The organism is Gluconobacter kondonii (assembly GCF_002723995.1).
In the GTDB taxonomy this organism is placed as follows: Bacteria; Pseudomonadota; Alphaproteobacteria; order Acetobacterales; family Acetobacteraceae; genus Gluconobacter; species Gluconobacter kondonii.
The window spans coordinates 17718-42717 of the sequence record NZ_BEWP01000017.1 but is presented as its reverse complement, the minus strand read 5'-3'; the positions used below and the strand labels follow the sequence as shown (position 1 = coordinate 42717).

Genomic DNA, 25000 nt, shown 5'->3' with positions numbered 1-25000 from the left:
TATACGACCTCGTATGAACCAACGCCGGGTAGCATTAGCGTTACCGTTCGTTGGCCTGCTGGCTATAAGCCGAGCATGTTTGCAGGGCTCGCCGATGCCGTTGTGACCTTCACAACTCGTTTCGGTGTTCTCGTAACAGCGACAGGCTGCCTCTTCGGTGATTCCATCAAGGTATCCCCAAAGGAAAACACCAGTGAGCTAGAGATTTCCTGCTTGTCGATCATCGAAAGCTAATCGGGAACACTCATCGACGGACATCTTTAACAAACCCCCGTACCGAAAGGACGGGGGTTCTTTTTCTCTAAATACGGATACGAATAAATGCAGTTAAGGATTAGATTATGGCGAGTACGGGATCGTATCAGTTATCATTTGGCTTCGATCTAAAAGGCGCAACAAACGCTCTAAAGGGATTTAATAACCAGCTTAAAGCCACACAGGCTCCCGGCATTGCTCTCAACAATCAGTTGAAGCAGTTCGGCAAGATAGCCGGTATCAAAGACATAACGAAGAACGTTTCCAACCTCACAGGTAAGGTGGCAACAGCAAGTAAGATAGTTGGCGGACTTGTAGGTCTGGGATCACTCGCGGGCATAGCCGACATGATCAAAGGCTTCTCCGATATGTCGCAACAGGTGGAAAACCTAAGCGGAAAACTCGGCGTAGCTTCGACTGCTCTGCGAGGGCTGCAAGGAGCAGGATCGCTAACAGGGCTGGGCAACAGTTTTGTTGCCACAACGGAACACGTTCAGGACGTGCAGCGTCGATATAAAAACGGCACGGCCTCGGGCGATGAACAGGCCGCAATCCACTCCATGGGCCTGAGCAATCGCATGTCTTCGGATCAGTGGACGAAGACGGCTCTTCAGAAGACCAGCAATGATATGAACGCTGGTATGTCAGCCGCCACGGCTCGCTCTCGTCTGGGTGCAGCAGGTGTTGATCCGGCTCTCATGGGACTGATCGAACAGGCGAAGAACGCTCATAAATCAGTAAGCCAGTATTACGATGATATGAACGCAAGAGCGCAGAAGCTCTTGCGAACCAACGAGCAGAACACTGCCGCAGGAGCGCAACTCCGGCAGTCGTTCCAAAGTGTCGGATTAGCAGTCCAGGGCTTCGGTAACTCGATAGCCAGCAAACTAACCCCTGCCCTCACTCCGATGCTTGATCAGTTCTCGAACTGGCTTGCAACGTCTCCGCAGGCCAATCAGCTTATCGACCAGATCAGCAGCGGCATTGCGGGTCTGGCGAAGTGGGTTGGCAGTATTAACTGGGCCGGTATGGCTCAGGGCGCCATGGGGGTTGTGAATAGTCTCGGTGGCCTGAAAGGCATTGTGGAGATCCTTGTAGGCTTCAAGGTTGCTAGTTGGGCAGTTAGAGCAACTACGAGCCTCATGCGCTTCGGCTCCGTGGCTATGAAACTCGCTGAACTTGGCTCCCTTACGGAGTTGTTCGGTGCTCTTGGGACAGCCATTGCAGCTATCGCGGCACCTGTTGCTATTGCAGTCGGTGTGGTTGCGGCTCTGGGTGTTGCGGCATACGAGCTTTATCAGCACTGGGACACAGTTGGTCCCTACTTCAAAGCCACATGGGACACTGTTAAGGACATTTTCGGTGGTGCGATAAAGGCCATACAGCCGCTAACCGATCTTGTCTCGACTACGTTCTCGGGAATGTGGGACGGCGTTAAAGCCGTGTTCGATGCCGGATGGTCATACATCAGCCCGATCTTCGATAAGATTAAAGGCGCACTTAACTGGATCGCCGGAACGAAAGTAGGAAAGGCTATCGGGTTCGTTGCAAAACCCCTTGTCGATGACTTCAATAAGAACCTGACAGCCGAGAAAGTCGCGCAGGCAAGTTCATCAGGATCACCCACAGACGCAGCAGCAGGCTCAACCACAACGAAAGCGATCCCCCAGAACAGTCAGGGCTACAAGATGGCTCCGCAGGCTATCAGTGAGCTTATGGGGCTAGGTCTGAACAAGGCCAACGCAACCGGCTACGCGGCAAACATGCTCAAGGAGTCAAACTTCAACCCGTTCGCTCGTGGTGATGGTGGTCACGCTTACGGTATCGGACAGTGGCACGAAGACAGACAGGCTGCATACGCCAAGATGTTTGGTCACTCCATGCAGAGCGTAACGGATCTCGATCAGGCACGACGAGAACAGGAAAAGTTCTACGTTGCAGAATCCAAGACGGCGACTGGCGGAAATGTCTTCCAGAAGTTGCAGAACAACAATGACCCACGCCTAGCAGCGGCAACGGTTTCCAAGTTCTACGAGAGACCTGCAAACACATGGGGCGAAATGCGAGGCCGTGCAGATATCGCTAGCAACATATCAGCCTCCCCGGCTTCCTCGGATACAATGCTGGCAAAGCTCACGGACTCAAACAATCGCCTTGCTGATATCAACAACAAACAGGCGACAACGGAAGCCAAAGCAACCCAGTCCCAGATAACGGCAAGCCAGTCACAGTCCTTTACGCACCAGATGAACATCGAGGTTGCTGACGGTCGCATTCAGGCAAGAGCAAAAAGCGGAGGCGGAATGACAATCGCTCCGCCTCGCGTTCACCAAGCACTCCCTAGCGCAATCGTATGAGGTACACATGACATGGATCGTTTTTGGTTTTTATGGATATGGATCAAGGCACACGTCTGGGCCTTAGTGAAAGTCGCCTATCTGGGTGGACTTCTCCTGTTTGCCATACGCAGTTTGCTCTTGGGCTTGTTCATGATGATGCTAGTTGTGACGGCCGCCTATGCGTTCAGTTAAAGAACTGCACGTTGCCGGTTGAAAACAGCCATGCTTCCGTGTGGCGTCGGTGAGACAAACCCGACAACACGACACCTCCGGCTTTATTCCATAAGCCAAACTGGGTAGCAGCAGCAGACATTCGGTTTGTCTGAACGCATGACCACAACGTCGAAGCCTTTCCATTGCGAAGGACAAACAGGCCATCTTTCTTCGATGAGCCGGGACCGACGTTATAGAGAAAACTCATGAGGGCATCGAACTGCCACTGCTCAATGGGCTTTGCTAGTTTGCTGTTTAGCATCTGCGAGAAAACCGCCAGGTCATTTTTGAGCAACGAGGTCGCCTGACTGTTCGTGATGGTCATACCCATGTGAACATCGGGGCCTGTGGAGCCGTAACCGATCGTTGGGATACCGGTTGTGTCTTTGTAGGCTGTGAGCCTCAGACCTTCATAATGCTGGATAATGGATAATCCCTTTTCGCTAATCTCCATGACAATACTCCGTCATGAGATGAGCCAAGGCTGAACACTATGTTCGTAGGAATATTTTATCTATTTGGTAAACTTAACCCACCTCTTGAATACTTATTCCCTTCATATGTCAGAACAATAAATAGATGTGTCATAAACACATGGAGATAAAACATGACACAGAACGATATTGTAAGCCTATACATTGCCGGACAGCTTCCGAAGGACGTATTGAAGAACGTCCTAGTTTTGAAGCACCTACTAGCAGTGGCAGATCAGCCCCAAGTGGCAATCACATCGGTATTGAGCACAGTCGATGCGCTCTACCCAACAACGGAAGCACCAGCAGCAGAAGCAGGAAACACAGGAGACGAAACCAATGGCTAAGAGCATTACGATCAAGACGGACGAGGAACTAGAAATCACTTTGAAGCCAGCCGTTGGCGGACACTCCAAGGTCACTGTTCGCAAGCCTAACTATTCGGAGTTGCAGGTAGCATCAGGAATGAATGACGGAACGCCTAATGGCATCGCGGAAGCCAATATGTATGTCTACACGAAAGCAACCGGGCTTACGGCACTCGATATCGGCATCATGCCCGGTAACGTCATTCGAGCAATCGACGACTTCTTGGGAAACTAACGGGATCTAATGTTACCTCCGAAACCCTTGATGTTCTCAGGGGCAATATTAGAGAACTGATCCTCTTTTTCGATTGGAAGCACGTAAACGAAAACGATCCCTATTCCCCTTACCATATGCCTTTAGGCGAACTGGAATGGTGGATCGAACGTGCAAACACCATTCACGAACAACGGGAGAAAGCCAGACGATAAAAAAGCCCCGAGCCAAACAGCCGGGGCTTTTCCACATTCATTCAGAAGAGGCATCACTGTCCCATTCGTCACTCATCCACCATTGCTTTGGCTTGCGGAGTTCTCGGTTATTCCAGTGATTGTTTTCCGAACAGGTCTTGATCGAGTGATGCCGGATGCAACGAACGCGCAGGTTATCGGCATCATACTTTTTCGAGGGATCAACCTCGATTGGAATGATGTGATCGACATCGAGGCGCATATCTTCAGCAGTCGTGACAGTGCCCTCGTCCATGCAGTCTTCGCAATAAGGCGTCGCATGTCTTATGGCCTCTGACACCTTGCGCCAGCGATGATCATAAACCGACTTTCCCATTAGGACTTGTCGTCAGAGGAAGCAGGCTCTTCGTCAGTCGTCGTTTCTGGCTCAGGCGCAGCGGGTTCAGGGGTTGCGGGCTCCGGCGTCGCAACAGGAGCAACAACGACCGGACGTGAGGCCAGGTATTGCGCTTTAGCTACGGCATCAGTGTCCGACAGGGTTCCATTCTGGAGGTCTATCGCAATAGCAGCGACAGCCAGAATGTTTGCAAAGTCCGCATCATCGTTCGGCAACGCAGAAATGATCTTCTGCGGGTTATAGCCGGAACACCAGATAGCGATGATCTGGCTATCGGTGAGCTTATGAGCCACAGCGAGCTTGCCTGCGAGAGTTCTTAAAATAGATAGAAGTAAGTTCATGGGATATCTCCAAGTTAAAATCCCCGATATTTAGCTGTTTCAGCGCCTCATTTAATCAAAAGTATAAATAGAAACAGAGAACAAAAACAGTTCTCCGAAACTTCATTTGAGAATGAGAGAGAAGAAGTTATGAAAAATATGAATACAGAGCTTACAGATTATCTAAACCTGCTAATCGAGACTGCTACAGGCGGATACGAAAAGCGCTGGAAAGACCTAAAGAGAAATCTCCAGTACCGCCTTAAGCAAGGCGTCCTTTATGTGACCCCCGATGAAGCAACAGGTCTTCGCTATAACAGCCAGAAAAACAGAAGCCTCAAAAAGCATCCGATGCCAGCTTGTCTAGCAATCATCGTGAGCGAGGCACTGAACGAAGAACCGAAAACGGTAAGCCTCCCCGATCCAGAACCGCAGGACGATCTAACTCTTGCAGCTATGACCCCCGAGACATTGAACACAATCGCAGACGCTATCAGAGACGGCGACCTTACTCCTGAGGAAGCCAGAATGGCGTTCGGCCTTATAGGCGTCAAAGAAGAAGAGCTTCCAAAGCAGGAAGCGCCTTCAAGAGTAGACCACAGTATATGGGACTTGAACGTGAAGAAGAGCCAAGCGGCTCTAACTGATGCAGCAACAGACTTGATTAGGTTCTGTCACGCATGGGCTCAAGAAATCAGAGAGAAGCCTTGATCCAGTGAACTGAAGAACAGATACGCACTCACTCATAGACCCCACGGAAAAGTGCCGTGGGGTTTCCTACATCAGCGCCGATATTCCAATCTCAATAAATACTCGCATGGATTGGAAGCATGGAAACACCCTCTACGCACCGGGAACAGAAGTCGCAATCGTCTATAAAATGACGTTCAACGGGTACTGGTATATTGGCAAAAAGCAGATCGTCTCGTCGTCTGGAAAAGCCACAAACTGGAAGAGCTACTACGGCTCTGGAAAGCGATGGCTAAAGCACATTGAAGGCAATGAGGCTCTGGTATCTCGGGAAGTCCTCTATCTATGTGCCAACAAGGTAGAGTCTACCTATTACGAGAACTACGAACTCTACAGTCGTCATGCGATCTTCCAAGAAAAATCCATGAACGACAACGTGGCTATGACCGCGAACAGAAGGAACACCAAAAACTTCAAAAACAAGCCGGAGACACTATGAGCGATATAACCAGCGCAGCATCAACCCTACAGGAGATTGTTGAGACACTAGGGAACATCTACACCGATCCCGGACAGTATGTGGCCCAGCTCACTTACCTCATCACGCAGTACGGATATGACGTAAACACCCAGTCCGTTCTTGCCACCTCTTATGATCCCGTTTTCGCCCTGGCACGTCGAACCTGCCTCGAAGCGATCTACCGTGCAGAGCCCAGCGTCACATGGTCTTCTTCCACTGATGCTTACAACTTCCGTGACACGATCCTGCCCATGTTCACAGCAGAGATAACCTACGCGGGACAGACCAACGAAACGGACATCTTCGAATATTTCAACAATGCGATTGCTGAAATCTCTCTCGATATCCAGACGCGAGGTTATGGCCTTCCAGACATCACGACATACACGACGAAGACATCCCTTCCGCCTTGCGTGATAGCCCAGCAGCTATATGGCGACGGCACCCGAGATGACGAACTGATCATGCGAAATGCCCCTATCAGGCCGCTGTTTATGGACCTGACGAATGAGGTGTTGAGCCGATGAGCACCGAGAACATCACCGTCACAGGCAATGCCTTCCATCCACCTGATATGGAGTTTCATATCTACGTTGGGAACCGCGAACTCCTGAACTACACATCATTCCAGTTCAACAGATCCATGGAGCAGCTACCGGGCAACTTCACCATCACTATCGCCCTTGCTTATGCGAGGCTTCCTGAACTCCTAGAGGCCGTCCAAGCAAATCAGAAAGTGACGTTTTACATAGCCAAGAAGCTCATGTTCACTGGCATCCTCGAACGTGTGGACACCTCAGGTTCCATGAGCGATCACCCCGTTGTCATACAGGGACGCTCGGCCTTGCGTGACCTCTTCGACTGCTCGGCCATGATCCCCGGATATGTTGCAACCTACAAAGACCTAAACGGCTTGGCCCAGACGTTGTGCAGCCCGTTTGGGGTTAAAACCTACGCGAAATCTGGCACATCAGCGGCTTCGACATATCAGCAAGACCAGCTAAGTCAGATGAACCTCAACGCAGGAGAAACGCCTTATGCGATCTTGCAGAGAGCAGCGCGAATATACGGCAAAATCCTCTACGATAGCGTGGGTGGCGCACTGGTTATCGCAGACGTAGCAGATGGCAATCCCGTTGCTACAATCGACACCTCTACTGCTATGATCGAGGACACCTCATTCTCCCTCGATATCAGCGGACGCTTTTCGGAGTACGTCGTCGCCGTTCAGCCGAATGATCAATACAGCAGCGGTCCTGCTCTCCCCATCCCTACCGGCATTGGCAAAGACCCACAGCAAGAACTTGTGGGAACACAGCGCAAACTCCTGCTGATTAACTCCCTAGATTCTCCCGATCACCAGTATGCCCAGAACATTGCCCAGTGGCAGGCCAATCGGAACTATGGTCGCTCTATGGTCATGAACTTGGTCATGACAGGCTACCAAAGTGACAGCGGCGATCTCTGGGACATCAATACCCTTGTGAGCGTGACCGATCCCCTCACAGGCATCAAAGATAGCAAGATGATTGTCGCCGGCTACACGATGATTCGAGACCTCACAAACGGATCAACGACCCAGATCACGCTCATGCCGCGTGAAGCATTCAGCATCCAGCCGAACGTCATCAATCCCTCGGCAGACTACTACAATACGAAATCGTAACCAGAACGGAGAAGCCATGGATTACAGAACAATATCGAACCTACAGGAGAGGATTGCCGTACTGGAAAGCCGCATCCTCCATATGACAAAGCCTACCCTCTTCACCACGGATGCGAACACAACCGGCAAGGTCCACACGGCTCAGTGTCAGACATACGGCGCATCTGGCGAACTCCATAACGTGCAGGTCATCGGCAACTATGGTTTCGCGTCCGCTGCCCTATCCGGTGCAGTCGGGCAGACTGTTTCCAGCACAGGCCACAATGACAATAAGCTCGTTATCGCCACTCATGACCCTCGTTATCATCCGGCAAATCTCGGCCAAGGCGATAGCTGCCAGCACGATCATCGAAACCAGAAGGTTCTGATCACGCAAGACGGCATCCACATTGAAGCCAATAGCAAGACATTCATCACGATCAACGGCACGACTGTCATTGAGGTCGATGGCAGCAAGGTATCCATCACCGGCGATCTTGAGGTCAGCGGAAAGATTACAGCGTCCGGCGATGTCGTGGGCGCAGGTATCAGCTTGCAGTCTCATGCCCACATGGAGAACGGCAAGGGCTCAAAGACAAGTCCGCCAGCATAAATACCACGCTACAAGAAGTAGCATCCTGTGTGTTGTCGAAACCCCGGTCATCCTCTTGGCTGGGGTTTCTTCCTTTCAAGTAAATACACAGAGAAACAACCTCATGAAAGGAACCTCATGTCAAAGAAAACAAAGGTAATAACAGGCGCTCTACTTTCAGCAGTGATGCTAGGTGGCACCATCAGTCTAACAGCTTGCTCGGCAACGCAGAGACAGGAAACGGCCTACACGGCGAGTTCTGCCTATGTGGTTGCTCACAAGATTGTCGTTCAATACGCAAGCGGCACATTCGGTAAGGTCGATGTGAACATCGCCAATACGCTCTTGGATTTGGACAAAAATGCCAGTGATGCCCTCGCAACAGTGGACACCGCTTATGCAAATGGAACGACCGTAACGAGCACAGCAAACACTCTAGCAAACGATGCCGTAACGGCACTCGTCACTTATCTCGACGATCACAAAATCGGAAAGACCTCAACGGAAGGAAAATAACATGAACACTTCATTGATTACAGAAATCGCAAGCCTTGGCGCTCTTGTTGTTCAGGAAGCACCTGTATTCATCGAGTTTATCGAGAAAGTTTATTCCATCATCGCAGAGAAGAGAACTCCGACTGCTGATGAATGGAGCGACATAATCAGTCTCGTGAAGGATGCAGGCGCAGAAGACGACCAGATCAAGGCGGCTCTGAACTCGAAGACCAACTAAGGAGAAAATCACGCATGGCTGACATAAGGCTTTGTTTTAACGAAGAAACACAACAGATAGATTGGTCCTTCACGACCTCGGTAATCAATGGCGTGACAGTCACGGACATCGACACCAGCAACGATCTTGAGACATGCGTGATCCTCCGCCTTTTTACAAATAGAAGAGCGGAAACCTCATGGGATCGTACCGAAAACAAAGAAGGGTTTTGGTACGACGCCTATCAGGAGAACGGGCGCAAGGTCGGAAGTCGCCTTTGGCAACTTTGGCACCTCCCCGTCACCGACAAGGAAAACTACGAAGCAAGAGCAACGGATTACGTCCGAGAAGCTCTGCAAGACATGCTGGACGACAATATGTGCGACAAGATTGATATCGCCTGCACACTCGTCAGCAGCAAACGCCTGAACATCAGTGTCACGATCACAAAAGGATCATCCCGGCAGAACTTTAGCTACCTATGGAGTACCGTAAAATGACCATTCAAACCTGCACGATAGCTGGCACAAAAATCATCGTGGATCGTTATGAGACAGTTAGCTACGGAGCCAACCGCATTATCCATCAGTATCCCGGTGGCCTCACTCCTATGGTTGAGACACTAGGCCAGAGACCTACAATCTTCGAGATTGAAGGCTCGCTAGATGTAAACGACAACGGCCTCTTGGGACGAGCTTTAACAGCCATCATGAATGGTGATGCCTACCAAGACCTCACGGATCTCATGGAGGAAATGGCCGACACAAGCGGAGCCCTTATCGAACTAGTCCACCCTTCCCTTGGCAGTTGGTACGGAACAATCCTCCAGTGCCCATTTAGTGAGAGCAAGGAACGCCTCGGCATCGTTCAAGTCCGCCTATCCTTCTTCGCTCACAGCAAGACCAGCCAGCAGAAGACCAGCATTTTCCAGACAGTCACCAATGTCCTAACCGGTAGCCAGGCGAGCGGCATTGGAACAATCGGAGCGGCCTTCAACACAGCCATGCAGGCCAAGAGCCTACTAGGAACTCCTGCTTCCGCCCTCACGACAGTAGGCGCAAGTGTGACGGGCTTAATCAGCCGATCAACGGGCTTAACGAATAGTATTTCGGGGATTGATAGCTTGTTCGGTGGAGCAGCGACCCTTGGCCGTTTTGCTCAAACAAGTTCCGTGCCAAGCGACATCACGAGTACAATCTCTACAAGCCAATCAGCCAAAGCGATCACCAGCGACGTGACGACCGCAATGGTTGAAAAGATCAGCGACAACAGGAGAACTATCTCCGGCCTTGTAAGTGATTTAGTGACCTGACAGGAAAAGAAAGTTGTAAACTCGATCAACTAAACGAGGAATATCCGACAGGCTTGACTTAGCATCACGCTTCATAACGTACTGCTCATAAGGGTCTAATCCTACCGATTTCTCTTTAAATCTTTGATCTATCAAATCCTCGATAGCCGTACGAAGCCAAGTTTTAATATGATGGGTTTCATATTGTGCACATCTGATACCTTCATTGATGAAGTCTTTCAGATCTTTAGAAGCAACCCCTTCAAAATCTGGCCTCAGAACCCAAGAATCATCACTTTCTGGCGGAAGAACTTTTTTTAAAGCCCCAAATATTACCTCGTTCGATACGGTATCCATTATCTAAATCCTTTCTGATGTTAGTTCATTCCTAATGCCAGCCGCCGCTGTTACGTTCAACGCGAATGTACTCATCAGCGAGCGCCACAGAAGCCCGTATAGCCCCCCACCCAAAAGAAAGAGAAAACGGTATGACGATTCATACCCTTAACAAGGACGTCTTCTCTTTCTTCGGATTGCTAGCAACGATTGAAGACATCAATGGCAACTTTCCCACTACCACCGAGATCGATAGAGATTTAGTTGGCTGAGGGGATTATAAATCTATGCAACTCCTGCGCTACAGGCCAGACTTGCTCTAGGCAGCCTCGACCCGACCGCTCGACTACATATTGTTCGTAATCGTCTAAGTTTTGTTTCTTTTCAGCAATCCTAGTTTCAACTATCTGACTTATCTGTTGCGAAAGAAAACCTTCTACACCGCTTACACTACGCTCGCCTGATTCTATGTGCGCCTGAAGGAAGTTACGAAGATCGTTTGCAGGTTCACCGGTCAGATCGAGCGATAGTCGCCACTCGCCGTCGGATTCTAGGCGGACAACCTTTTTTATAGCTGCAACGATTACTCTTTCTGAGACGTTAGTCATTAGGGTCTATCCTTTACTAATGCTTCATCCCTGATACCAGCCACCACTGTTACATTCAATGAGAATGTACTCGATTCGTACTCATCAGCGAGCGGTAGGTAGGCGAAGTCTCCCCCTCAGAAGCCCGTACAGACCCCCGCACACCAGCGCAGCACTACTTGCACCCGCGCACCTTACACCGTGCTCTACGACGCTCTGAGGGCTTGATGACCTAAGGGGTAACGCGTTCCGAAAAGTTGAGCGGACCCAAACACGAGCGCACACCCAGTCTAGTCCGTAAAAATCCTGATTTTGAAAAAGTAAAAAAGTCAAAAGCTAAATATCTCCGACACATCATTGGAGATTATTATCGTGACTATTAAGAAAAACTCATTCCCAAAAAACATTGACGGCAAACCTCGAAGAGAAGAGTTGTTTGAACAGCTAACTTCTCATCCTGATTACGAGGCACGCCACGAAGCGGCGATGGTTCAGATGGTTTGCCTGATTACCGATGAAGAAGAGTATCGGGCCTATATCGACGAACATGGCAAGTTCTACGACTCAGGGAAGATGCGTCGTCAGCACCCTGAACTGACAGCCCTTCATGCCACACAGGCTTCCCTGAAAGGTCTGTATGCCAAGTTTGGCATGACGCCGATGGACACCAAGTCCCTCAAGAAAGGCGCATCCGACGAAGACACCGTGACAGTCGTGCAGTTTCCCGGATTGACCTAATGTCGTGCGGAGGAAAGTTCGCCGCCATTGATGCTGGCAATCTCGAACAGCAAGATCAGTATGCCTACGTCAAGGATGTCCTGTCTGGGAAAATCATAACAGGTGAATATACGAAGCTCGCGTGTGAACGCTCTATCCGTGATCTGGAGCGAGCTTCTACACCTGACTTCCCTTACCACTATGACCCGAGCAAAGGGAAAAGATACCAAACTCTCATGAGCTACCTGACCATCTTGGAAGGAACCAAGATGGGACAGCCCTTCGAGATGTATCCCTATCAGCTATGGTCGATATCCCAGACGCTCGGATGGGTTAACGATTCAGACGACTACCGACGCTTCTCTTTCTCATACGACGAGATGGGACGAGGAAACGGTAAGACCTCAGTCATCACAGGGATGCCGATCTACTTCCTCGCTTGCGATGGCGAAGGCGGCCCACAGGTTTATGTCAGTGCTCTTACGGAAGCACAGGCTCGCATCCTCTACGGCTTCACCTATCAGCATACACAGAACCATCCTGCCCTCATGTCTCAACTGGGGATCGAAGCGAAGCAGGAAGAAATCCGCCTAGACAAAGAGATCGTCGTAAATGGGCGCAAGATCGGCAACCGTGGGTTCTTCCGCGCCGTGTCTAGTGATGCTGATGGGCTGCACGGATTGAACCCAAGTGTGGTGATTTTCGACGAGTTTCACACAACCAAGACACGAAAGGTCTACGACATATTTCAAACAGGCATGTTGAAAGATCGACCCCAGACACTCACCAAGATCATCACGACAGCAGGCGATTCAATGGAAGGGCTTGGCTATTCCATGCACCGAAAATGCGTCGATATTCTGCAAGGCAACTTGGTCGATGAAACGTTCTTCGGCTGCATATGGGCCGCTGATGAAGGCGATAACCCCTTTGAGAAAAGCACATGGCGCAAGGCCAATCCTTCTTGGGACTTCGGATTTAACCGTAAGAAGTTCGAGAAGAACGCAGCGGATGCAAAACGCTCTAAATCCGAACGAGCATCATTCTTCACATTTAACCTGAACATATGGCTATCCAGTTCGTCGCAGTGGCTGGAATCCAGCGACGTTAATGCGGGTCTGGATACAAGTTTGAAGATCGAGGACTTCAAAGGAGAGCCCTGCTGGATCGGCGTTGATATGTCGAGTGTTCGAGATATGACCTGCGTGTCTACTGTCTTCAAACGCGATGATACCTTCTATGTCTTTCCGAAGTACTGGCTTCCAGAGGCCACGGTAGAAGGTGCTGGAAACGAGCTTTATCCTGCTTGGGTCCGTGACGGATATCTAACAACGCAACGCCGCCGAACAATCGACTATCGAGAAATGCGGGACTACATCATCGACTTGAGCAAGACATATGAAATCGAAACGGTAAACGTCGATAAATGGGGCTCTGAAAATATGATGGAAGAGCTTGAAGACGAGGGCCTAACAGTCTGGCCTGTAACGCAGGGAAAGAACCTAAACCTTGCGAATAAGCTCTTTGAAGAGTCCATCCTTGAACACAAGATCAAGTTTAACAATCCGATCTTCCGTTGGAACTGCCTGAACGTCTATGCCTCATATGACCACTTGGAGAACCTACAGCTTTCCAAAGAAAATAAGATGTCTACGCGCAAGATAGACGGCGTTCATGCAACGTGTAATGCCCTTCATTCTTATATCCGTGATGGCAGTCAGCCGCTCTCAACCGAAGTGATATGGTAACGAAATAAATACCTCAAAGAAGTATTCTTACGAGGTATTCATGTGTCCATATTTTCAAGATTAATAAAAGGGGAGGATTCAAGCCCCACACCTACGAGTAGTTGGGCCGCGCCAACTATCACAAAGGCCGAAGCCGTCCCGGTGGAAACACCGATCCCTTCCGATAATCCTCCAGCAAAACTCGGGCCGGGTGCATATATAGAAGCCCCTCAATACTGGGGACCACCTCCCGGCATGGTGGGAGCAGGATCGACGTTTTCAGGCGTTGTCGTCACCCCTTACACGGTCATGAAGTCACCAACTGTTTTCGGGTGTGTGACGGGGTATTCATCAGCAATCGCAAAACTACCACCGAACATTCAGAAGATAGATTCCAACGGCGGATGGACAAACACAACGGACCATCCGCTTTGCAGCTTGCTTAAAACCCCGAACAGCAAGGATCGTTCGTGGTTCCAGTTCATGAACAATCTTATGATCCATTATGTCCTCTGGGGAAACGCTTATGTGGCGATCATCCGAGGAAATGATGGACGCCCCGTTGAGCTGATCACCATCACACCTGACCGTATGAGCGTCACGGAACTGGAAGACGGAGACAGGCTCTACACGGCGTCGACCAACCAGTTCAAAGGCCGAAAGACGAGCTTTGCAGCCGAAACCGGCCAGACAAGAAGGCTCCTGCAAGAAGATGTCATTCATCTCATGCACACCAACTTCGAGAACAACATAATCGGTAAGGGGCCGCTTGATCTATCGCCGGAAGTTTTCGGGATTGATCTTGCCATTCAAGAGACGCGAGCAGGTGCATTCCGCAACGGAACTTCTATCCAATATATCATCACAACGACTGGTCGATATAAGCCGGAACAGCTTGCTACGATCCGTGAAAACTTGATGAAGGGAATGGCAGGAACGGCCAATGTTGGCATGGGTCCCGCTCTTCCACCAGACATTCAACTTGTTCCCATGAACCTAAGCGTCAAGGACTTGATGCTTCCTGAAATGGGTGAGGATTCAAAGCGAAACGTCTGTAACGTCACGAACTACCCTGCTCATAGATTGGGACTTGAGGACAAGGACGCCGCTGCATCCATCGAGCAGAAAGAGCGCACCTTCTACAGCGACACTTGCGGACCCGTAACAACGCAGTTTGAAGAGCTATTTCTGGATAAGTGCTTCATCGCTTCCGAGCGTGATCAATATCGCATGAAGTACGATTACACACAGGCTGTCAGTCCTGTTTACAAGGATCGCGTTGACGCTGGCTCCAAAGCCGTCGTTGCCGGTCTTCTATCTCCAAACGAATGGCGCGCAAGAGAAGGTCTCCCCGGATACGAGGGAGGCGATGAGATTCTACGTCCACTCAATACAGGCGCGATCGGCCAGACCGACGGCTTGCAGACAACACCGGGAGGAACCCTACCAACCGACAATGATGAAAGTGAAAACCAATCATGAGGAAACATATATCCATTAAGAGCTTCCGTGATGCCGTTAAGTCTCAAGACGTATCGGCTCTGGAAAAGACAGTTACAGCCGATTTCCAGATTAAAGCATTAGACAACGGCAGTGATCTTTTCACTTTCGTCATCACAAACGATGCCTTGGATAGAGCTAACGATATCGTTGATCCCGATGGCTTAGACGTTACCGAGTATCTACGAAATCCCCGCGTTCTCAAAATCCATAACGACGGCGAATGGCCTATCGGGCGATGCGTTGAACTGAAGCGCGTCGGTAATGGATGGCAGGGAACTGTTGAGTTCTGCCCAGCGGATTATCCCGTTGTTGGTCCAGACGCAGAGTTCTGTCGCAGAGCCTTAAAAGACGGCTTTATCAGCGCCGTAAGCATCGGCTTCCGCCCCCTCAACTACAGCATCAATGATGCCGGTGGAATGACCATAACGGAATCAGAACTTCTTGAGTTCTCCATTGTGCCGATCCCCTGCAACCAAGAGGCACTTCTAGTCAATGTAAAGGAGAAACAAGAAGATGACGCCCCAGACACTGAAGACAGTAACCACCCTGATACTAGCGATAATAAAGCTAGTGACATTCTTCCAGATCAGAAGAAAAAAATAAACCGCAAAAGATTACAGCGCGAGATTGACTTGGCAAAGATCAAATCTCGCCTCAAGTGAATATAATATTCAATCAATAAATACAAAGGTGATTATCACTAATAACATTCAAGGAGACATATATGTCATCTAATCGCACATTTGATGTAAAGGCTTCGCTAGATGAAGCAGTAAAGAAACTCGACAAGGCATTTATCGCTCTCTGCAAAGCAGAAGATGAAGGCGAAGACACAGCACCAGCCGAGAAAGAATATGAGGATCTACAGAACCGCGTTCGCACTCTCGAAGAGCGCCTAGCTCGTGCAGAAGAGCTTGATGCGAAGAAAGCAAAGGATGCTGAAGAAGACACCTCTTCGCCTGCTTCATCTGACTCTGATGAGAAGTCCGGTGAGTTCAAGGTTAAGACCTTCTCGATCAACAAGGATATTGGTTCGGGCCTCGATCCAAAACTAGAGTTTGGTTATCGCGGTCTTGGTAAGATTTTTGCCGAGAAGCATGGCCGTGATGCTGCAACAAAGCTAAAGGCGAACGGCTTTAAGGCTTCCGATGCGGCAAACATTATGACCAAGGCAACCACTACTACCAGTGAGCCGATCATCCCACAGGCAATGGAAGGATACGTTGAGGCGCTTTATCCTGAATCTGTAATCGTAAAGATTGCTCAGAAAGAATCTATGCCACTTGGTCAGAAGACCATCCTTCGTGAGTCAGGCACCGTGACCGCCGCTTACATCGACGAAGGCGAACAGTTCCCATACAGCGAAGGCGATTGGGACCGCGTATATCTCCGTTGGAGAAAGATTGCTGCCGTAACGTCGATCACCAAAGAAGTTGATATCCTATCTCCTTTCGAGATTGCCGCTAAGGTTGCAAAGCAGATTGGTCGCGTTATGTCCGCTAAGGTCGATAGCGTTATGATCAACAGCCTTGATAACGGATCAGGCAACAAGCCAATCGGTCTTGAAGGTCTCGTTCCCGCTGCTAACACCTTCACTTCGTTGACCGGTACGACCGGCCTTACAAACGTAACGACAATCTCCCAGAGCCTTGCTCAGTTGATTGCTGCTCTCGAAGGTAAGTTGATTGACGCCGAGGGTTCGACATTCCTTATGCACCCGAACGTCAAGAATGCTCTGATGTTCTTCGCTAACGACTACCAGTTCCCATTCAAGGAAGAGCTTGCTTCGGGCAAGCTATTCGGAAAGGACATTTTGACCACGACACAGATCCCGACAAATCTTGGTACTTCTGGAAAGGGGTCCAATATCTACTTGGTTCAGGGTGACTACCTGCGCTTCGGTGAAGCTACCTCTTATGAGTTCGACCGTACTGACGTTGGTTCGTATTCGAACGCTAGCGGTGCTGTTCACTCTTGGGGACAGGACCTCTACAGCTTCAAGGCTTCCATGAGGCACGATTTCAACACTGTTCAGCCTAACGCGATTGCGAAGATGACTGTTGAAGATTGGTCCCTTGGCAACTTCGCTGCTCTTGCTTCCAGTGTTGATTCTTCGATCTTCACTCCTAACTTGGCTGGCACAGATGCTTCTGGCGCAGTTGCGAAGAAGGGTCAGGCAGGCACAAGTGCAAGCGGTGCAAACAACGGCTAATCGGAATAAGCCAAAAACAAGAGGCCCCGGCAGCAATGTCGGGGCTTTCCTGTGAATAGCGTCCCTAAGACGCCCTCAGAAGCCCGCACAGCGCATTTAACGCCCAGCTTGTTACACAGTGCCCCGGGATCACTAAATGCCCTCTGCGGGCATATATGACGCCCGCTTGCTTTACGCCGATAAATCCAAACGCCTCTAAATACGGAGAGAATATTCTATCCAATATAAGAGGTATTACCATGGCATATGCCTACCCTACGTTTGAAACCATTCGTAAAAGAATGGAACAGGACATCGTAAACAGTACAGGCGTCAATCTTCCTGACCAATCAGTTCTACGAACAATAGCAAGAGCCGACTCAAAAGAAATCTACTACCTTTGGGCATTCCTACAATATTTGATCCTTCAGGCCAGCCCGGCGACGGCTACGGACGTTTATCTTGAGGAATGGGCATCCCTCAAAGGCATCACGCGAAAGTCTGCCGCTCTGGCAACAGGATCGGTTTCTTTCTCGGGCACAACGAACGCGACCATTCCAGCGGGTACGGTCCTGCAAAGAAGCGATGGCTTCATCTACACGACGAACATTCTTTCCAATGTTGGAAACAGTGTTCCCATAACAGCTACCGTTTCAGGCACATCCGGCAATGCGAGCGCAGGTTCAATGCTTTCGCTCATCAGCCCGATTGCGGGCGTAAACGCTTCCGTTACTCTAACCAACTCCATTGAAAATGGTACACCACTAGAAACAGATGATCAGCTTCGCGTTCGCGTAATCGACGCATTCAAAGTCCGAAGCGTAGGCGGTTCTTCGCAAGACCATGTGGACTGGGCTCTAGCCGTTCCCGGTGTCACCGCTGCATGGGTTAACCCCGTACCCGTTATGCCAGGGCAAGTGGTCCTGTATGTCATGATGGATCGTACAAACCAGTATCAGGGCTTCCCGCAAGGCTCGGACGGATCTTCAACGCTCGATACTCGCTGGCAGACAGCGACGGGGGATCAGCTCTCGGTCGCTAATGCGCTGCAATCCCAGAAGCCGGTCTCCGAGTTGTTGCTCGTTTGCTCCCCGATCAAAGTCTCAACAGACATCACCTTGTCTGGGCTCAAATCGGCATCGGCGTCCATTCAAAGTGCGATCAAAACCTCACTAACAACCTTATTTGAAAATCAGGGATCACCGCTTGGCTCGGTCATTTCGCAAGCCTCAATCATCGCTGCAATCAGCAGTGTGACGGGCTCAACTGACTTCACGCTGACAGCGCCGTCCGGGAACGTCACAACGACGCTCGGTCAGCTTCCTGTCATCGGCAACATTACCTACAACTAAGGAGGCGCCATGAGTAACCTTATTACCCGAACACAGGCAGCCGACTACATCAATGCTGCAAAGAACCTTCTTCCTAATGGCGATGCTTGGAACAAAAATCCCGGCAGTAATATGTCAAAGTTCGTTGAGGGTTTGAACCAAGAGAAACAGAGGTTCGATGATGCGGCCTGTGATCTCCTTGTTGATCTCTTCCCTGCGACGACAACAAACTTCATAGACGTGTGGGAAACGGCAGTAGGTCTGCCGAGTAAGTGCGTAACAGCAGACTCCAGTGATGATGAACGCAGAGGTCAGATCGTTGCTCGCTTAACGATGACGGGCAGCATCTCGAAAGACTTCTACGTCAACCATGCACGAGCAATGGGCTTCACGATCAAGGTAGTTGAGTATGGGGGTATCGTTCCGGGTGTTTACCGTTTCGGTGACGACGTTGGAACGATGGACGACGAAAGCCAAGTCTATGCCGTTACATTCGTGAGCACAGACAACCCGAACATTGCTTTTCTTGAATGCGAGTTCTCAGACCTAGTTCCTGCAATGTGCAAAGCATATTTTTACTACAATCCAAACTTCGCGTAATAAGGAAACCATTAAATACGATTGAATATATTCATTTTTAAGAGGTTATTTGATGTTCAATAAAACATATCAGGACCCTAATCCGGCTATCGGACAACAGGGAACAAAACTTACCACCACGGATATGAACACTATCGTTAGTGAGCTAAATGCAATCCTAACGTCACATGGCGTCAATCCCGACAACTCATCTGGCCAGATCAGCAACTTGTTGAACAAGACATTTGCGCCTCTGAACAGTCCGACACTAACAGGCACTCCTCTGACATCGCAGCCGGGTTCATCCGCGCCAGCTAACCAGATCGCTACCGTAGATTATGTGAACCAGAAGGCCATGCAAGCGACAGTCGGCTTTACGCCAGTTCAGCAGGGCGGTGGTGACTGGATGGCTAATAACAAGGTTTATATCGGCTGGACAGGTTCGGAGTTGATCGCGCAGGTCGATCAGACGCAACTAGGCGGCTTTGTATTCCAGCAAGAAGACGACAACACCTACGGTATTCGCAAAATAGGTTTCAATCATGTTGCTGGCACAACCTCTGCACAGGACAGTTCCGGGACATGGCACTATCTCGCTGAACAGAACTGGGTTCAGGGACAATACCTGCCCCTCATCGGTGGCGAGATATCCGGTTCATTGAAGGTCGATCAATCTGCGACAATCGGCGGCATCTCGCTCCAGCAGGATAGTTCAACCAGCGCTCATGTGATCTCGAACGCAGGGGATCATTATTATCATTCAATCTCCTTGGATAACGACATTTACCGAACAGACGCGACAACATGGAGTCAGGGTACTGGCAATATAATGACGTTCACTGACTTCAGTGGTCATTTCATGTTCAGAGACAGTTCCACTACCGGCGATATGGCTTCAAGAGTTCTGTCTCTCGCTCCCGCCAGTTCCACCCTTTATTCTCCTCTAGCCGTTTCAGGCTCCCTAACAGCGAACGACATAACGACTACTGGTCAGGCTACTATCGGTAAGGCGTTGAGTGTCGGCGCGTCGTCGGGCGGCACAATGGGTATAGAACTAGGCGATACCACTAACGGTCAGAACAATACCACCTATCTGGATTTCCATTCCTTCGGTGTTAATCATGACTTTGACGCTCGCATTTCTGCAAGCGGTGGTTCAGCATCTGCTACTGGTCAGGCATCCCTGAACTTCCAAGCCGCAAGCGCTATTTTTTCATGCCCTCTCTCCGTAAGCGGCAAGATAACCGCTGGAGCACTAACGACCCCCAACCTGACGTCTAACCTATCCATCATTGATAATGGGTCTGACTGGGCAACCATCTACCTGAGCAATAGCGGCAAAAATCGCTGGACCATCGGAAAAAGCAATGCAGCAGAGACAGGCAACAACGCCGGTGGTGATCTGGTTATTTCTGCTTACTCGGACAGCAATACCCTCTTATCGACACCCCTCACGATAAGCAGAAACTCTGGCATCGTGTCAGTCGGCACAGGGTTGCAGGTTCCCACTGTTTCAACATCCGATAACTCTAAAAATGCAGCATCTACCTCGTTTGTTCACAACTACGTCGGAACGATTACGAACCAAACACTCCAAACAAGTTCAACGCCGACATTCCAAGGTGCTTTTCTAAAGACACTTGCATTCAACAACGGCGGAAACTCGTCGGTATATCAGGATACAAATCAGGGAAATGTTGTAATCCATACCAACAACGGCTCGGATCATTTTGCGATATTCAATCCTGACGGCTCTCTGAACCTAGGTGGAAATATCACTTCCGGTCAGGCCACCATCAACGGCGCTGCAATCGTGAATGGTGATGTCAGGGTAGGTCAGGGCAACTGGCTCTACACGAATACTATTGGTTCCTATAACGGAACAGTAGCTTTTAATGCCGGGGTTTTGGTCAATGGAAATCTAAGTGTAGGTGGCGAAGCATGGTACCAGACACACGGCAATGAAGATAATGGAACACACATAGCCACAACAGCTTTCGCCCATAACGTAGCCAATCAAAAAGCCAATGATGTTCAGTCATGGGTCAATAGTCAGGGTTATGGAACAACGAACTGGGTTAATGCCAACTATGTTCCGTGGAGCTCTTACCAAGGTGATTTCGGTTCCTCGGGAAACATCTGGAACTTTGCTTATGGTAATAGAATGGAGCCATTCCAAGTTAATGCAACTGACAATATGCGCGTAAACTTTCCGCAAGCATTTGGATCAGCACCAGTAGCAATCCTTATCACACCGGCCCAAGATATTGACGTCGATTTTGCAGCATATAACTGGGATGCCTCGGGTTTCACAATCCGAGTGGTAAATAGAGGTGCTACTCAGTTCTCAGTAGTAGCTTTTGGACCAAAGTAAGGAGATTGATATGACAAAAACAACAGCAGATTATCCAGCAAGATATTATGCCTCGTATGATACGACAGCTACGCAGCCGACTATCGTAACAGGATGGTATGATACGGGCGATATGGGGTCTTTGGACAATGTACCAGATGCCTCAAACATGATTCCATTAACAGAAGCTCAGTGGAATGATCCAACATTCCGTCTGCCTGTGGGAAAAGGTGTCAAGGGCAAGAGGGTGGTGGATTACACAGCACCGGTTTACGTTGCCCCTCTCTCCGATCAAGCACAAACTGCCCTGGCGGATGCAAGAACATACGTGCAGAACAACTATACGATGCTGAATGAGGCCACGCCGGATGCGTGGGTAACGTACTTAAAGGCACTGATGGCAATCGATAATGGGACGGACACAAAGTCTAAAACACTCCCAAGCGCACCATCTGCAAACTAAAACTACTGAAACAAAAACGGAGAAGCGATGTCTAATCTCACAAACAGCAAGATTGTTATAGCAAGGTATCCTGCCCTCGATCAGCAAGCCATTTATCTAGCGAGCCGTGATCAGTCCTCCTCGATCACATACTCTCTCGATATCCGAAACCTTATATCGGCGTCTGACACTCTGGTCAGTTGCTCGATACGAAACATCGGCGATGCGTCTAGCGATAACTGCCTAGTCATCGGCCCGGCGTCGGCAGCCGGAACCGTTGTTAGTTTTACCCTTTCACAAGGCAGCAACAGCACGACTTACTTCTTGGAGTTCACCTTCAGGATGAAAAGCGGAGACGTGTTGGTCTTCCACGTCAACGCACCGATTATGCAGGTCGGCCTGCTGTCTGAAACTCCGCAACTTGCACTCGGTCCTCAGGGCGAGCGCAGTGAGCTATTGAGGTACCTCGCCCAAACCTCATAGAGCGTCGTACAGAGCCATTTAGTATCTGGGCTACAATGTGTAGCGAGAAGACCTAGACCGCACTGTATAACGCTCTCAGGGGCTCTCTGTATTCAGCAGAAGTCCTCGGTGTGGCTAGTCCGTTGGTTCTGGCTTCCCTCAAGTAGCACACTACATTCAAGTAATATAAGGACAATACTAGACTTGCCCATCAGGTAGGTTTGTCTTTTCTTTTCCGCGTCAATATCCAAAGAGTATAAGAAAAGCCTATCTTTGACATAGGAAGGTATTCAGAAAGGAAACATATTAGCGATGTAGGCAAGCAATAACGCAAAGCCAAAAAGCAGAGAACACTTACAATGACCGCTCTTAGCAAGCTACAGTTCGTTAAAGAAGTTGACGCCGAGAATGATCGGGCACCACACGTCCGCAAGCGGTTCGTTGAAGGCGTCGAAGTGCAGTTGCGGGCACTACAGGCAGAGGTCGAAGGCAAGCCCTTCAATCTGATGCGTGAACGCCGTGAGAAGGACGAAGCAACAGGCGAGACCAACAAGTTCGAGAAGTCTGTGAGATTTGCGACGTGGTGGGAGAAAGGCAACAACGCCTACTTTGTTTCTCCCCGATACGGCTCGAAGAAGATCCAGCTTTCCGAAGGCGGAGCAGCTATTAAGACCGGTCCCAAGTTAGATGACGTTAAGGCAGTGCTTGAACTGCTGATCGTAGCAGCGAAGGCCGGGGAACTCGACAAGCCCCTGCTGGCAACAAGCGAACGCAAGCGCAAAGAGGAAGAGGTTGTAGCTGCAAAGCCGGAAACACCCCGCATAGGCGCACAGGCCCGCACTGGTCGCGGTCACTGAGAAACAACCGGGGAGCGCAGGCTCCCCTTTTTTGTGAGGTGGGACATGGCGAAGAAGACATACAGGCTCGGATCGAGTGCAGCGGCCTACACGCCGGGGATAATCGCCTGGGCGAAGAACGGATACGCGTTCGAGGAAGACCGTGCAGGGATGCGACAGGTTCTAGCAAAGGCATACGGCATCCCCGAGGATGCAGCGCACCAGTTACTCAGCGGAGAAGTTGAGCACCGAATCGAAGATGACGTGGTGGTGTTTGAGGTCGAGGAAGGCGACTAGCCTTCCCATCCGCCTCCCACCTTTTCGGTTGACGCAACCCCCACTGTCTACTAAAGTTTACACATGGAAATCAAACTAAGCCCTCTTTTTATACGTTGGCTTAACGGGCTGAAGGATAGCCGAGGGGCTGCCAAAATCAGAGCCCGATTGATCCAGATGGAAGGCGGCTCATTTGGCGATGTTAAGGCGTGCGGAATGGGTGTTTCCGAAAGCCGCATACATTATGGGCCGGGTTACAGGATATACTTTGTGCAGCGCGGTGCGGTCCTTGTCGTTGTTCTCGGCGGAGGCACTAAGAGGACACAAAGCAAGGACATCGAGACAGCGAAGCAGATGGCGCAGGAGTTAGAGGAATGATGAAGGTTTCAGAGCTACAGACCTTTAACAGTGTTGAAGCAGCACAAGACCCTCTCGTTCAAGAGGAACTGCTCAACATGGCATGGGAAGACGGTAATATCCCGGCGATCACTCACGCGCTCTCCGTCATCGCTAAAGCACGAGGAATGTCCGAGACAGCCAACAAGGCTGGTATCAGCCGCCCGGCTCTTTACAAGGCCCTCTCCGATAAGGGGAACCCCAGTTTGTCGAGCCTCATGGGCATCATGAGAGCACTTGGGATACAGGCCACGTTTCACACCTCTGCTTGATCCCCGAAAGAGCAATAACAGAAAGGCGCTTCGGCGCCTTTTTTTGTGACTAAATGGGATTTCTCTAAGAAATGCAGAATATATGTTAAATGAGGAAGACCAGAACCAGTAAACTAGTCAGATATAACCAAAAGCATCACTTCATTTTATTCTATAGCCAACTAATAAATAACCATAAATCTCAAAGTCTTCGATAGGAATACTTTCAGAACTTCGCAATAAACTACTCGAAGGAGACAGTTTATGTTGTTTGCAGTTCTTGAAACACTTTCCCCCGTTGATGATTCCATCATTCATACCGAGGAACTTTGTCTTACCCCTTGGGAGTATGAACAGCGCAAGCGTGAACTGTCTGACCTTCAAGAACTAATCGTCATTGAAGAGGGCATAGCATGAGCTTCACACAATCCGATCTCCGACAGTTCACTGGATCGACGACATGGTGGCGTTTGCCAACCGGAGTACTTCTGACAGACGGAGCAAAGTTCATCGCAGAGAATGGCTGCTCGTGGATCATTGACCTGATCGGTAGCCACCAACTGAACACAAAGGTCAAAGCCGAGGAGTTTCAGACATGGACCATCCGCAAATACGAGGACAACACCGCAATAGCGACATGCACTGACGGAGGAAAAGAGGGAGGCGAGCCCGTCACGCTTACGAGCCAGAAGGTTCTCTATACGGATATGCCCGTGAAGGAGATCAAGCTCTATCGGGTTGATGATGGAGAGAACCGGGTGATCATGCTCAACACCGAATATTGAGCAGA

32 protein-coding genes are annotated in these 25000 nt (G+C 49.9%); 28 read left to right on the top strand and 4 right to left on the bottom strand.

The window, feature by feature from the left end:
• Both GKO01_RS16120 and GKO01_RS13365 read left to right on the top strand, forming a co-directional pair.
• Nucleotides 1-234 (top strand): hypothetical protein (locus GKO01_RS16120; protein WP_218017442.1); only part of this gene is annotated, 234 nt, incomplete at its 5' end.
• 107 nt (nt 235-341) lie between these two features.
• Entirely contained in the window at nt 342-2612 is a 2271-nt protein-coding gene (locus GKO01_RS13365) for a phage tail tip lysozyme (protein ID WP_099287456.1), read from the top strand.
• Nucleotides 2613-2778: 166 nt separating this feature from the next.
• Here GKO01_RS13365 and GKO01_RS13360 read toward each other — a convergent pair whose 3' ends face one another.
• On the bottom strand, nt 2779-3261 hold the full coding sequence (locus GKO01_RS13360; RefSeq protein ID WP_099287455.1) for a lysozyme: 483 nt from the start codon (nt 3259-3261) through the stop codon (nt 2779-2781).
• Nucleotides 3262-3414: 153 nt separating this feature from the next.
• Here GKO01_RS13360 and GKO01_RS15805 point away from each other — a divergent pair, with 153 nt between their 5' ends.
• A complete protein-coding gene (locus tag GKO01_RS15805; protein ID WP_145994774.1) occupies nt 3415-3627 on the top strand; it encodes a hypothetical protein in 213 nt (70 codons plus the stop codon).
• Nucleotides 3620-3883 (top strand): hypothetical protein, encoded by a 264-nt coding sequence (locus tag GKO01_RS13355; RefSeq protein ID WP_145994773.1) that lies wholly within the window; start codon nt 3620-3622, stop codon nt 3881-3883. The genes GKO01_RS15805 and GKO01_RS13355 overlap by 8 nt, the downstream gene beginning before the upstream one ends.
• A gap of 231 nt (nt 3884-4114) precedes the next feature.
• Here GKO01_RS13355 and GKO01_RS13350 read toward each other — a convergent pair whose 3' ends face one another.
• Entirely contained in the window at nt 4115-4351 is a 237-nt protein-coding gene (locus tag GKO01_RS13350; protein ID WP_167383492.1) for an HNH endonuclease signature motif containing protein, read from the bottom strand.
• 80 nt (nt 4352-4431) lie between these two features.
• The gene (locus GKO01_RS13345) at nt 4432-4794 is read right to left on the bottom strand and encodes a hypothetical protein (RefSeq protein ID WP_099287452.1); all 363 of its coding nucleotides are present in this window, start codon (nt 4792-4794) and stop codon (nt 4432-4434) included.
• 129 nt (nt 4795-4923) lie between these two features.
• Between GKO01_RS13345 and GKO01_RS13340 the strand changes: the two genes are divergently transcribed.
• The 9 genes from GKO01_RS13340 (at nt 4924) to GKO01_RS13305 (ending at nt 10244) form a co-directional block, all read left to right on the top strand.
• Nucleotides 4924-5484 (top strand): hypothetical protein, encoded by a 561-nt coding sequence (locus GKO01_RS13340; protein ID WP_099287451.1) that lies wholly within the window; start codon nt 4924-4926, stop codon nt 5482-5484.
• Between the two features lie 106 nt (nt 5485-5590).
• On the top strand, nt 5591-5962 hold the full coding sequence (locus GKO01_RS13335; protein WP_099287450.1) for a hypothetical protein: 372 nt from the start codon (nt 5591-5593) through the stop codon (nt 5960-5962).
• Nucleotides 5959-6510, top strand: a complete 552-nt coding sequence (locus tag GKO01_RS13330; RefSeq protein WP_062105883.1) for a hypothetical protein — start codon at nt 5959-5961, stop codon at nt 6508-6510. Before GKO01_RS13335 ends, GKO01_RS13330 begins: the two co-directional genes overlap by 4 nt.
• Nucleotides 6507-7649 (top strand): phage baseplate assembly protein, encoded by a 1143-nt coding sequence (locus tag GKO01_RS13325; protein WP_099287449.1) that lies wholly within the window; start codon nt 6507-6509, stop codon nt 7647-7649. The genes GKO01_RS13330 and GKO01_RS13325 overlap by 4 nt, the downstream gene beginning before the upstream one ends.
• Nucleotides 7650-7665: 16 nt before the next feature.
• Nucleotides 7666-8241 carry a phage baseplate assembly protein domain-containing protein gene (locus GKO01_RS13320; protein WP_099287448.1) on the top strand — a complete coding sequence of 192 codons (576 nt, stop codon included), beginning with the start codon at nt 7666-7668 and terminating at the stop codon, nt 8239-8241.
• 117 nt (nt 8242-8358) lie between these two features.
• Nucleotides 8359-8736 (top strand): hypothetical protein, encoded by a 378-nt coding sequence (locus tag GKO01_RS13315; RefSeq protein ID WP_145994772.1) that lies wholly within the window; start codon nt 8359-8361, stop codon nt 8734-8736.
• A gap of 1 nt (nt 8737) precedes the next feature.
• Complete coding sequence (locus GKO01_RS16035) at nt 8738-8953, top strand: hypothetical protein (RefSeq protein WP_062105891.1); 216 nt, start codon at nt 8738-8740, stop codon at nt 8951-8953.
• 14 nt (nt 8954-8967) lie between these two features.
• Nucleotides 8968-9432 carry a phage GP46 family protein gene (locus GKO01_RS13310; RefSeq protein ID WP_167383491.1) on the top strand — a complete coding sequence of 155 codons (465 nt, stop codon included), beginning with the start codon at nt 8968-8970 and terminating at the stop codon, nt 9430-9432.
• Nucleotides 9429-10244, top strand: a complete 816-nt coding sequence (locus GKO01_RS13305; RefSeq protein ID WP_167383490.1) for a DNA circularization N-terminal domain-containing protein — start codon at nt 9429-9431, stop codon at nt 10242-10244. Before GKO01_RS13310 ends, GKO01_RS13305 begins: the two co-directional genes overlap by 4 nt.
• On the opposite strand, the gene GKO01_RS13300 is transcribed toward GKO01_RS13305, so the two are convergent.
• Nucleotides 10233-10580, bottom strand: coding sequence for a hypothetical protein (locus tag GKO01_RS13300; RefSeq protein WP_099287444.1), 348 nt, complete (start codon nt 10578-10580; stop codon nt 10233-10235). The two genes, GKO01_RS13305 and GKO01_RS13300, sit on opposite strands and share 12 nt — an antisense overlap.
• Before the next feature lie 938 nt (nt 10581-11518).
• Here GKO01_RS13300 and GKO01_RS13290 point away from each other — a divergent pair.
• From GKO01_RS13290 to GKO01_RS13220, 15 genes are all read left to right on the top strand, one after another.
• Nucleotides 11519-11884, top strand: coding sequence for a P27 family phage terminase small subunit (locus GKO01_RS13290; RefSeq protein ID WP_145994771.1), 366 nt, complete (start codon nt 11519-11521; stop codon nt 11882-11884).
• Entirely contained in the window at nt 11884-13611 is a 1728-nt protein-coding gene (locus GKO01_RS13285) for a terminase large subunit (RefSeq protein WP_099287441.1), read from the top strand. The genes GKO01_RS13290 and GKO01_RS13285 overlap by 1 nt, the downstream gene beginning before the upstream one ends.
• A gap of 141 nt (nt 13612-13752) precedes the next feature.
• Nucleotides 13753-15072 (top strand): phage portal protein, encoded by a 1320-nt coding sequence (locus GKO01_RS13280; RefSeq protein WP_145994770.1) that lies wholly within the window; start codon nt 13753-13755, stop codon nt 15070-15072.
• Entirely contained in the window at nt 15069-15755 is a 687-nt protein-coding gene (locus tag GKO01_RS13275; protein WP_099287439.1) for an HK97 family phage prohead protease, read from the top strand. Before GKO01_RS13280 ends, GKO01_RS13275 begins: the two co-directional genes overlap by 4 nt.
• A 62-nt stretch (nt 15756-15817) precedes the next feature.
• The gene (locus tag GKO01_RS13270; RefSeq protein ID WP_099287438.1) at nt 15818-17305 is read left to right on the top strand and encodes a phage major capsid protein; all 1488 of its coding nucleotides are present in this window, start codon (nt 15818-15820) and stop codon (nt 17303-17305) included.
• Between the two features lie 239 nt (nt 17306-17544).
• On the top strand, nt 17545-18636 hold the full coding sequence (locus GKO01_RS13265) for a baseplate J/gp47 family protein (RefSeq protein WP_167383489.1): 1092 nt from the start codon (nt 17545-17547) through the stop codon (nt 18634-18636).
• Nucleotides 18637-18645: 9 nt separating this feature from the next.
• Nucleotides 18646-19215 (top strand): putative phage tail protein, encoded by a 570-nt coding sequence (locus GKO01_RS13260; RefSeq protein ID WP_099287436.1) that lies wholly within the window; start codon nt 18646-18648, stop codon nt 19213-19215.
• A gap of 52 nt (nt 19216-19267) precedes the next feature.
• Entirely contained in the window at nt 19268-21568 is a 2301-nt protein-coding gene (locus GKO01_RS13255; RefSeq protein WP_099287435.1) for an autotransporter outer membrane beta-barrel domain-containing protein, read from the top strand.
• A gap of 10 nt (nt 21569-21578) precedes the next feature.
• Nucleotides 21579-22010 carry a hypothetical protein gene (locus GKO01_RS13250; protein ID WP_099287434.1) on the top strand — a complete coding sequence of 144 codons (432 nt, stop codon included), beginning with the start codon at nt 21579-21581 and terminating at the stop codon, nt 22008-22010.
• An 800-nt stretch (nt 22011-22810) separates the two neighbouring features.
• Complete coding sequence (locus GKO01_RS13240) at nt 22811-23308, top strand: hypothetical protein (protein ID WP_099287432.1); 498 nt, start codon at nt 22811-22813, stop codon at nt 23306-23308.
• A 45-nt stretch (nt 23309-23353) separates the two neighbouring features.
• Nucleotides 23354-23584, top strand: a complete 231-nt coding sequence (locus GKO01_RS13235; RefSeq protein WP_099287431.1) for a hypothetical protein — start codon at nt 23354-23356, stop codon at nt 23582-23584.
• 63 nt (nt 23585-23647) lie between these two features.
• On the top strand, nt 23648-23941 hold the full coding sequence (locus GKO01_RS13230) for a type II toxin-antitoxin system RelE/ParE family toxin (protein ID WP_099287430.1): 294 nt from the start codon (nt 23648-23650) through the stop codon (nt 23939-23941).
• Complete coding sequence (locus GKO01_RS13225; protein ID WP_174694299.1) at nt 23938-24231, top strand: addiction module antidote protein; 294 nt, start codon at nt 23938-23940, stop codon at nt 24229-24231. Before GKO01_RS13230 ends, GKO01_RS13225 begins: the two co-directional genes overlap by 4 nt.
• A gap of 243 nt (nt 24232-24474) precedes the next feature.
• On the top strand, nt 24475-24627 hold the full coding sequence (locus GKO01_RS16030; RefSeq protein ID WP_167383488.1) for a hypothetical protein: 153 nt from the start codon (nt 24475-24477) through the stop codon (nt 24625-24627).
• Nucleotides 24624-24995, top strand: coding sequence for a DUF6876 family protein (locus tag GKO01_RS13220; protein WP_099287429.1), 372 nt, complete (start codon nt 24624-24626; stop codon nt 24993-24995). The genes GKO01_RS16030 and GKO01_RS13220 overlap by 4 nt, the downstream gene beginning before the upstream one ends.
• The last annotated feature ends 5 nt before the right edge of the window (nt 24996-25000 follow it).

Bases quoted from the DNA above. Each gene is read 5' to 3' on its own strand.
- GKO01_RS13365 (WP_099287456.1), top strand. From the start codon at position 342: ATGGCGAGTACGGGATCGTATCAGTTATCATTTGGCTTCGATCTAAAA.
- GKO01_RS13300 (WP_099287444.1), bottom strand. From the start codon at position 10,580: ATGGATACCGTATCGAACGAGGTAATATTTGGGGCTTTAAAAAAAGTT.
- GKO01_RS13340 (WP_099287451.1), top strand. From the start codon at position 4,924: ATGAAAAATATGAATACAGAGCTTACAGATTATCTAAACCTGCTAATC.
- GKO01_RS13275 (WP_099287439.1), top strand. From the start codon at position 15,069: ATGAGGAAACATATATCCATTAAGAGCTTCCGTGATGCCGTTAAGTCT.
- GKO01_RS13230 (WP_099287430.1), top strand. From the start codon at position 23,648: ATGGAAATCAAACTAAGCCCTCTTTTTATACGTTGGCTTAACGGGCTG.
- GKO01_RS16035 (WP_062105891.1), top strand. From the start codon at position 8,738: ATGAACACTTCATTGATTACAGAAATCGCAAGCCTTGGCGCTCTTGTT.
- GKO01_RS13320 (WP_099287448.1), top strand. From the start codon at position 7,666: ATGGATTACAGAACAATATCGAACCTACAGGAGAGGATTGCCGTACTG.
- GKO01_RS13305 (WP_167383490.1), top strand. From the start codon at position 9,429: ATGACCATTCAAACCTGCACGATAGCTGGCACAAAAATCATCGTGGAT.
- GKO01_RS13220 (WP_099287429.1), top strand. From the start codon at position 24,624: ATGAGCTTCACACAATCCGATCTCCGACAGTTCACTGGATCGACGACA.
- GKO01_RS13225 (WP_174694299.1), top strand. From the start codon at position 23,938: ATGATGAAGGTTTCAGAGCTACAGACCTTTAACAGTGTTGAAGCAGCA.
- GKO01_RS13250 (WP_099287434.1), top strand. From the start codon at position 21,579: ATGACAAAAACAACAGCAGATTATCCAGCAAGATATTATGCCTCGTAT.
- GKO01_RS13270 (WP_099287438.1), top strand. From the start codon at position 15,818: ATGTCATCTAATCGCACATTTGATGTAAAGGCTTCGCTAGATGAAGCA.
- GKO01_RS13255 (WP_099287435.1), top strand. From the start codon at position 19,268: ATGTTCAATAAAACATATCAGGACCCTAATCCGGCTATCGGACAACAG.
- GKO01_RS13335 (WP_099287450.1), top strand. From the start codon at position 5,591: ATGGATTGGAAGCATGGAAACACCCTCTACGCACCGGGAACAGAAGTC.
- GKO01_RS13325 (WP_099287449.1), top strand. From the start codon at position 6,507: ATGAGCACCGAGAACATCACCGTCACAGGCAATGCCTTCCATCCACCT.
- GKO01_RS13330 (WP_062105883.1), top strand. From the start codon at position 5,959: ATGAGCGATATAACCAGCGCAGCATCAACCCTACAGGAGATTGTTGAG.
- GKO01_RS13260 (WP_099287436.1), top strand. From the start codon at position 18,646: ATGAGTAACCTTATTACCCGAACACAGGCAGCCGACTACATCAATGCT.
- GKO01_RS15805 (WP_145994774.1), top strand. From the start codon at position 3,415: ATGACACAGAACGATATTGTAAGCCTATACATTGCCGGACAGCTTCCG.
- GKO01_RS13285 (WP_099287441.1), top strand. From the start codon at position 11,884: ATGTCGTGCGGAGGAAAGTTCGCCGCCATTGATGCTGGCAATCTCGAA.
- GKO01_RS13355 (WP_145994773.1), top strand. From the start codon at position 3,620: ATGGCTAAGAGCATTACGATCAAGACGGACGAGGAACTAGAAATCACT.
- GKO01_RS13235 (WP_099287431.1), top strand. From the start codon at position 23,354: ATGGCGAAGAAGACATACAGGCTCGGATCGAGTGCAGCGGCCTACACG.
- GKO01_RS13315 (WP_145994772.1), top strand. From the start codon at position 8,359: ATGTCAAAGAAAACAAAGGTAATAACAGGCGCTCTACTTTCAGCAGTG.
- GKO01_RS13265 (WP_167383489.1), top strand. From the start codon at position 17,545: ATGGCATATGCCTACCCTACGTTTGAAACCATTCGTAAAAGAATGGAA.
- GKO01_RS13310 (WP_167383491.1), top strand. From the start codon at position 8,968: ATGGCTGACATAAGGCTTTGTTTTAACGAAGAAACACAACAGATAGAT.
- GKO01_RS13350 (WP_167383492.1), bottom strand. From the start codon at position 4,351: ATGGACGAGGGCACTGTCACGACTGCTGAAGATATGCGCCTCGATGTC.
- GKO01_RS13360 (WP_099287455.1), bottom strand. From the start codon at position 3,261: ATGGAGATTAGCGAAAAGGGATTATCCATTATCCAGCATTATGAAGGT.
- GKO01_RS13240 (WP_099287432.1), top strand. From the start codon at position 22,811: ATGACCGCTCTTAGCAAGCTACAGTTCGTTAAAGAAGTTGACGCCGAG.
- GKO01_RS13345 (WP_099287452.1), bottom strand. From the start codon at position 4,794: ATGAACTTACTTCTATCTATTTTAAGAACTCTCGCAGGCAAGCTCGCT.
- GKO01_RS16030 (WP_167383488.1), top strand. From the start codon at position 24,475: ATGTTGTTTGCAGTTCTTGAAACACTTTCCCCCGTTGATGATTCCATC.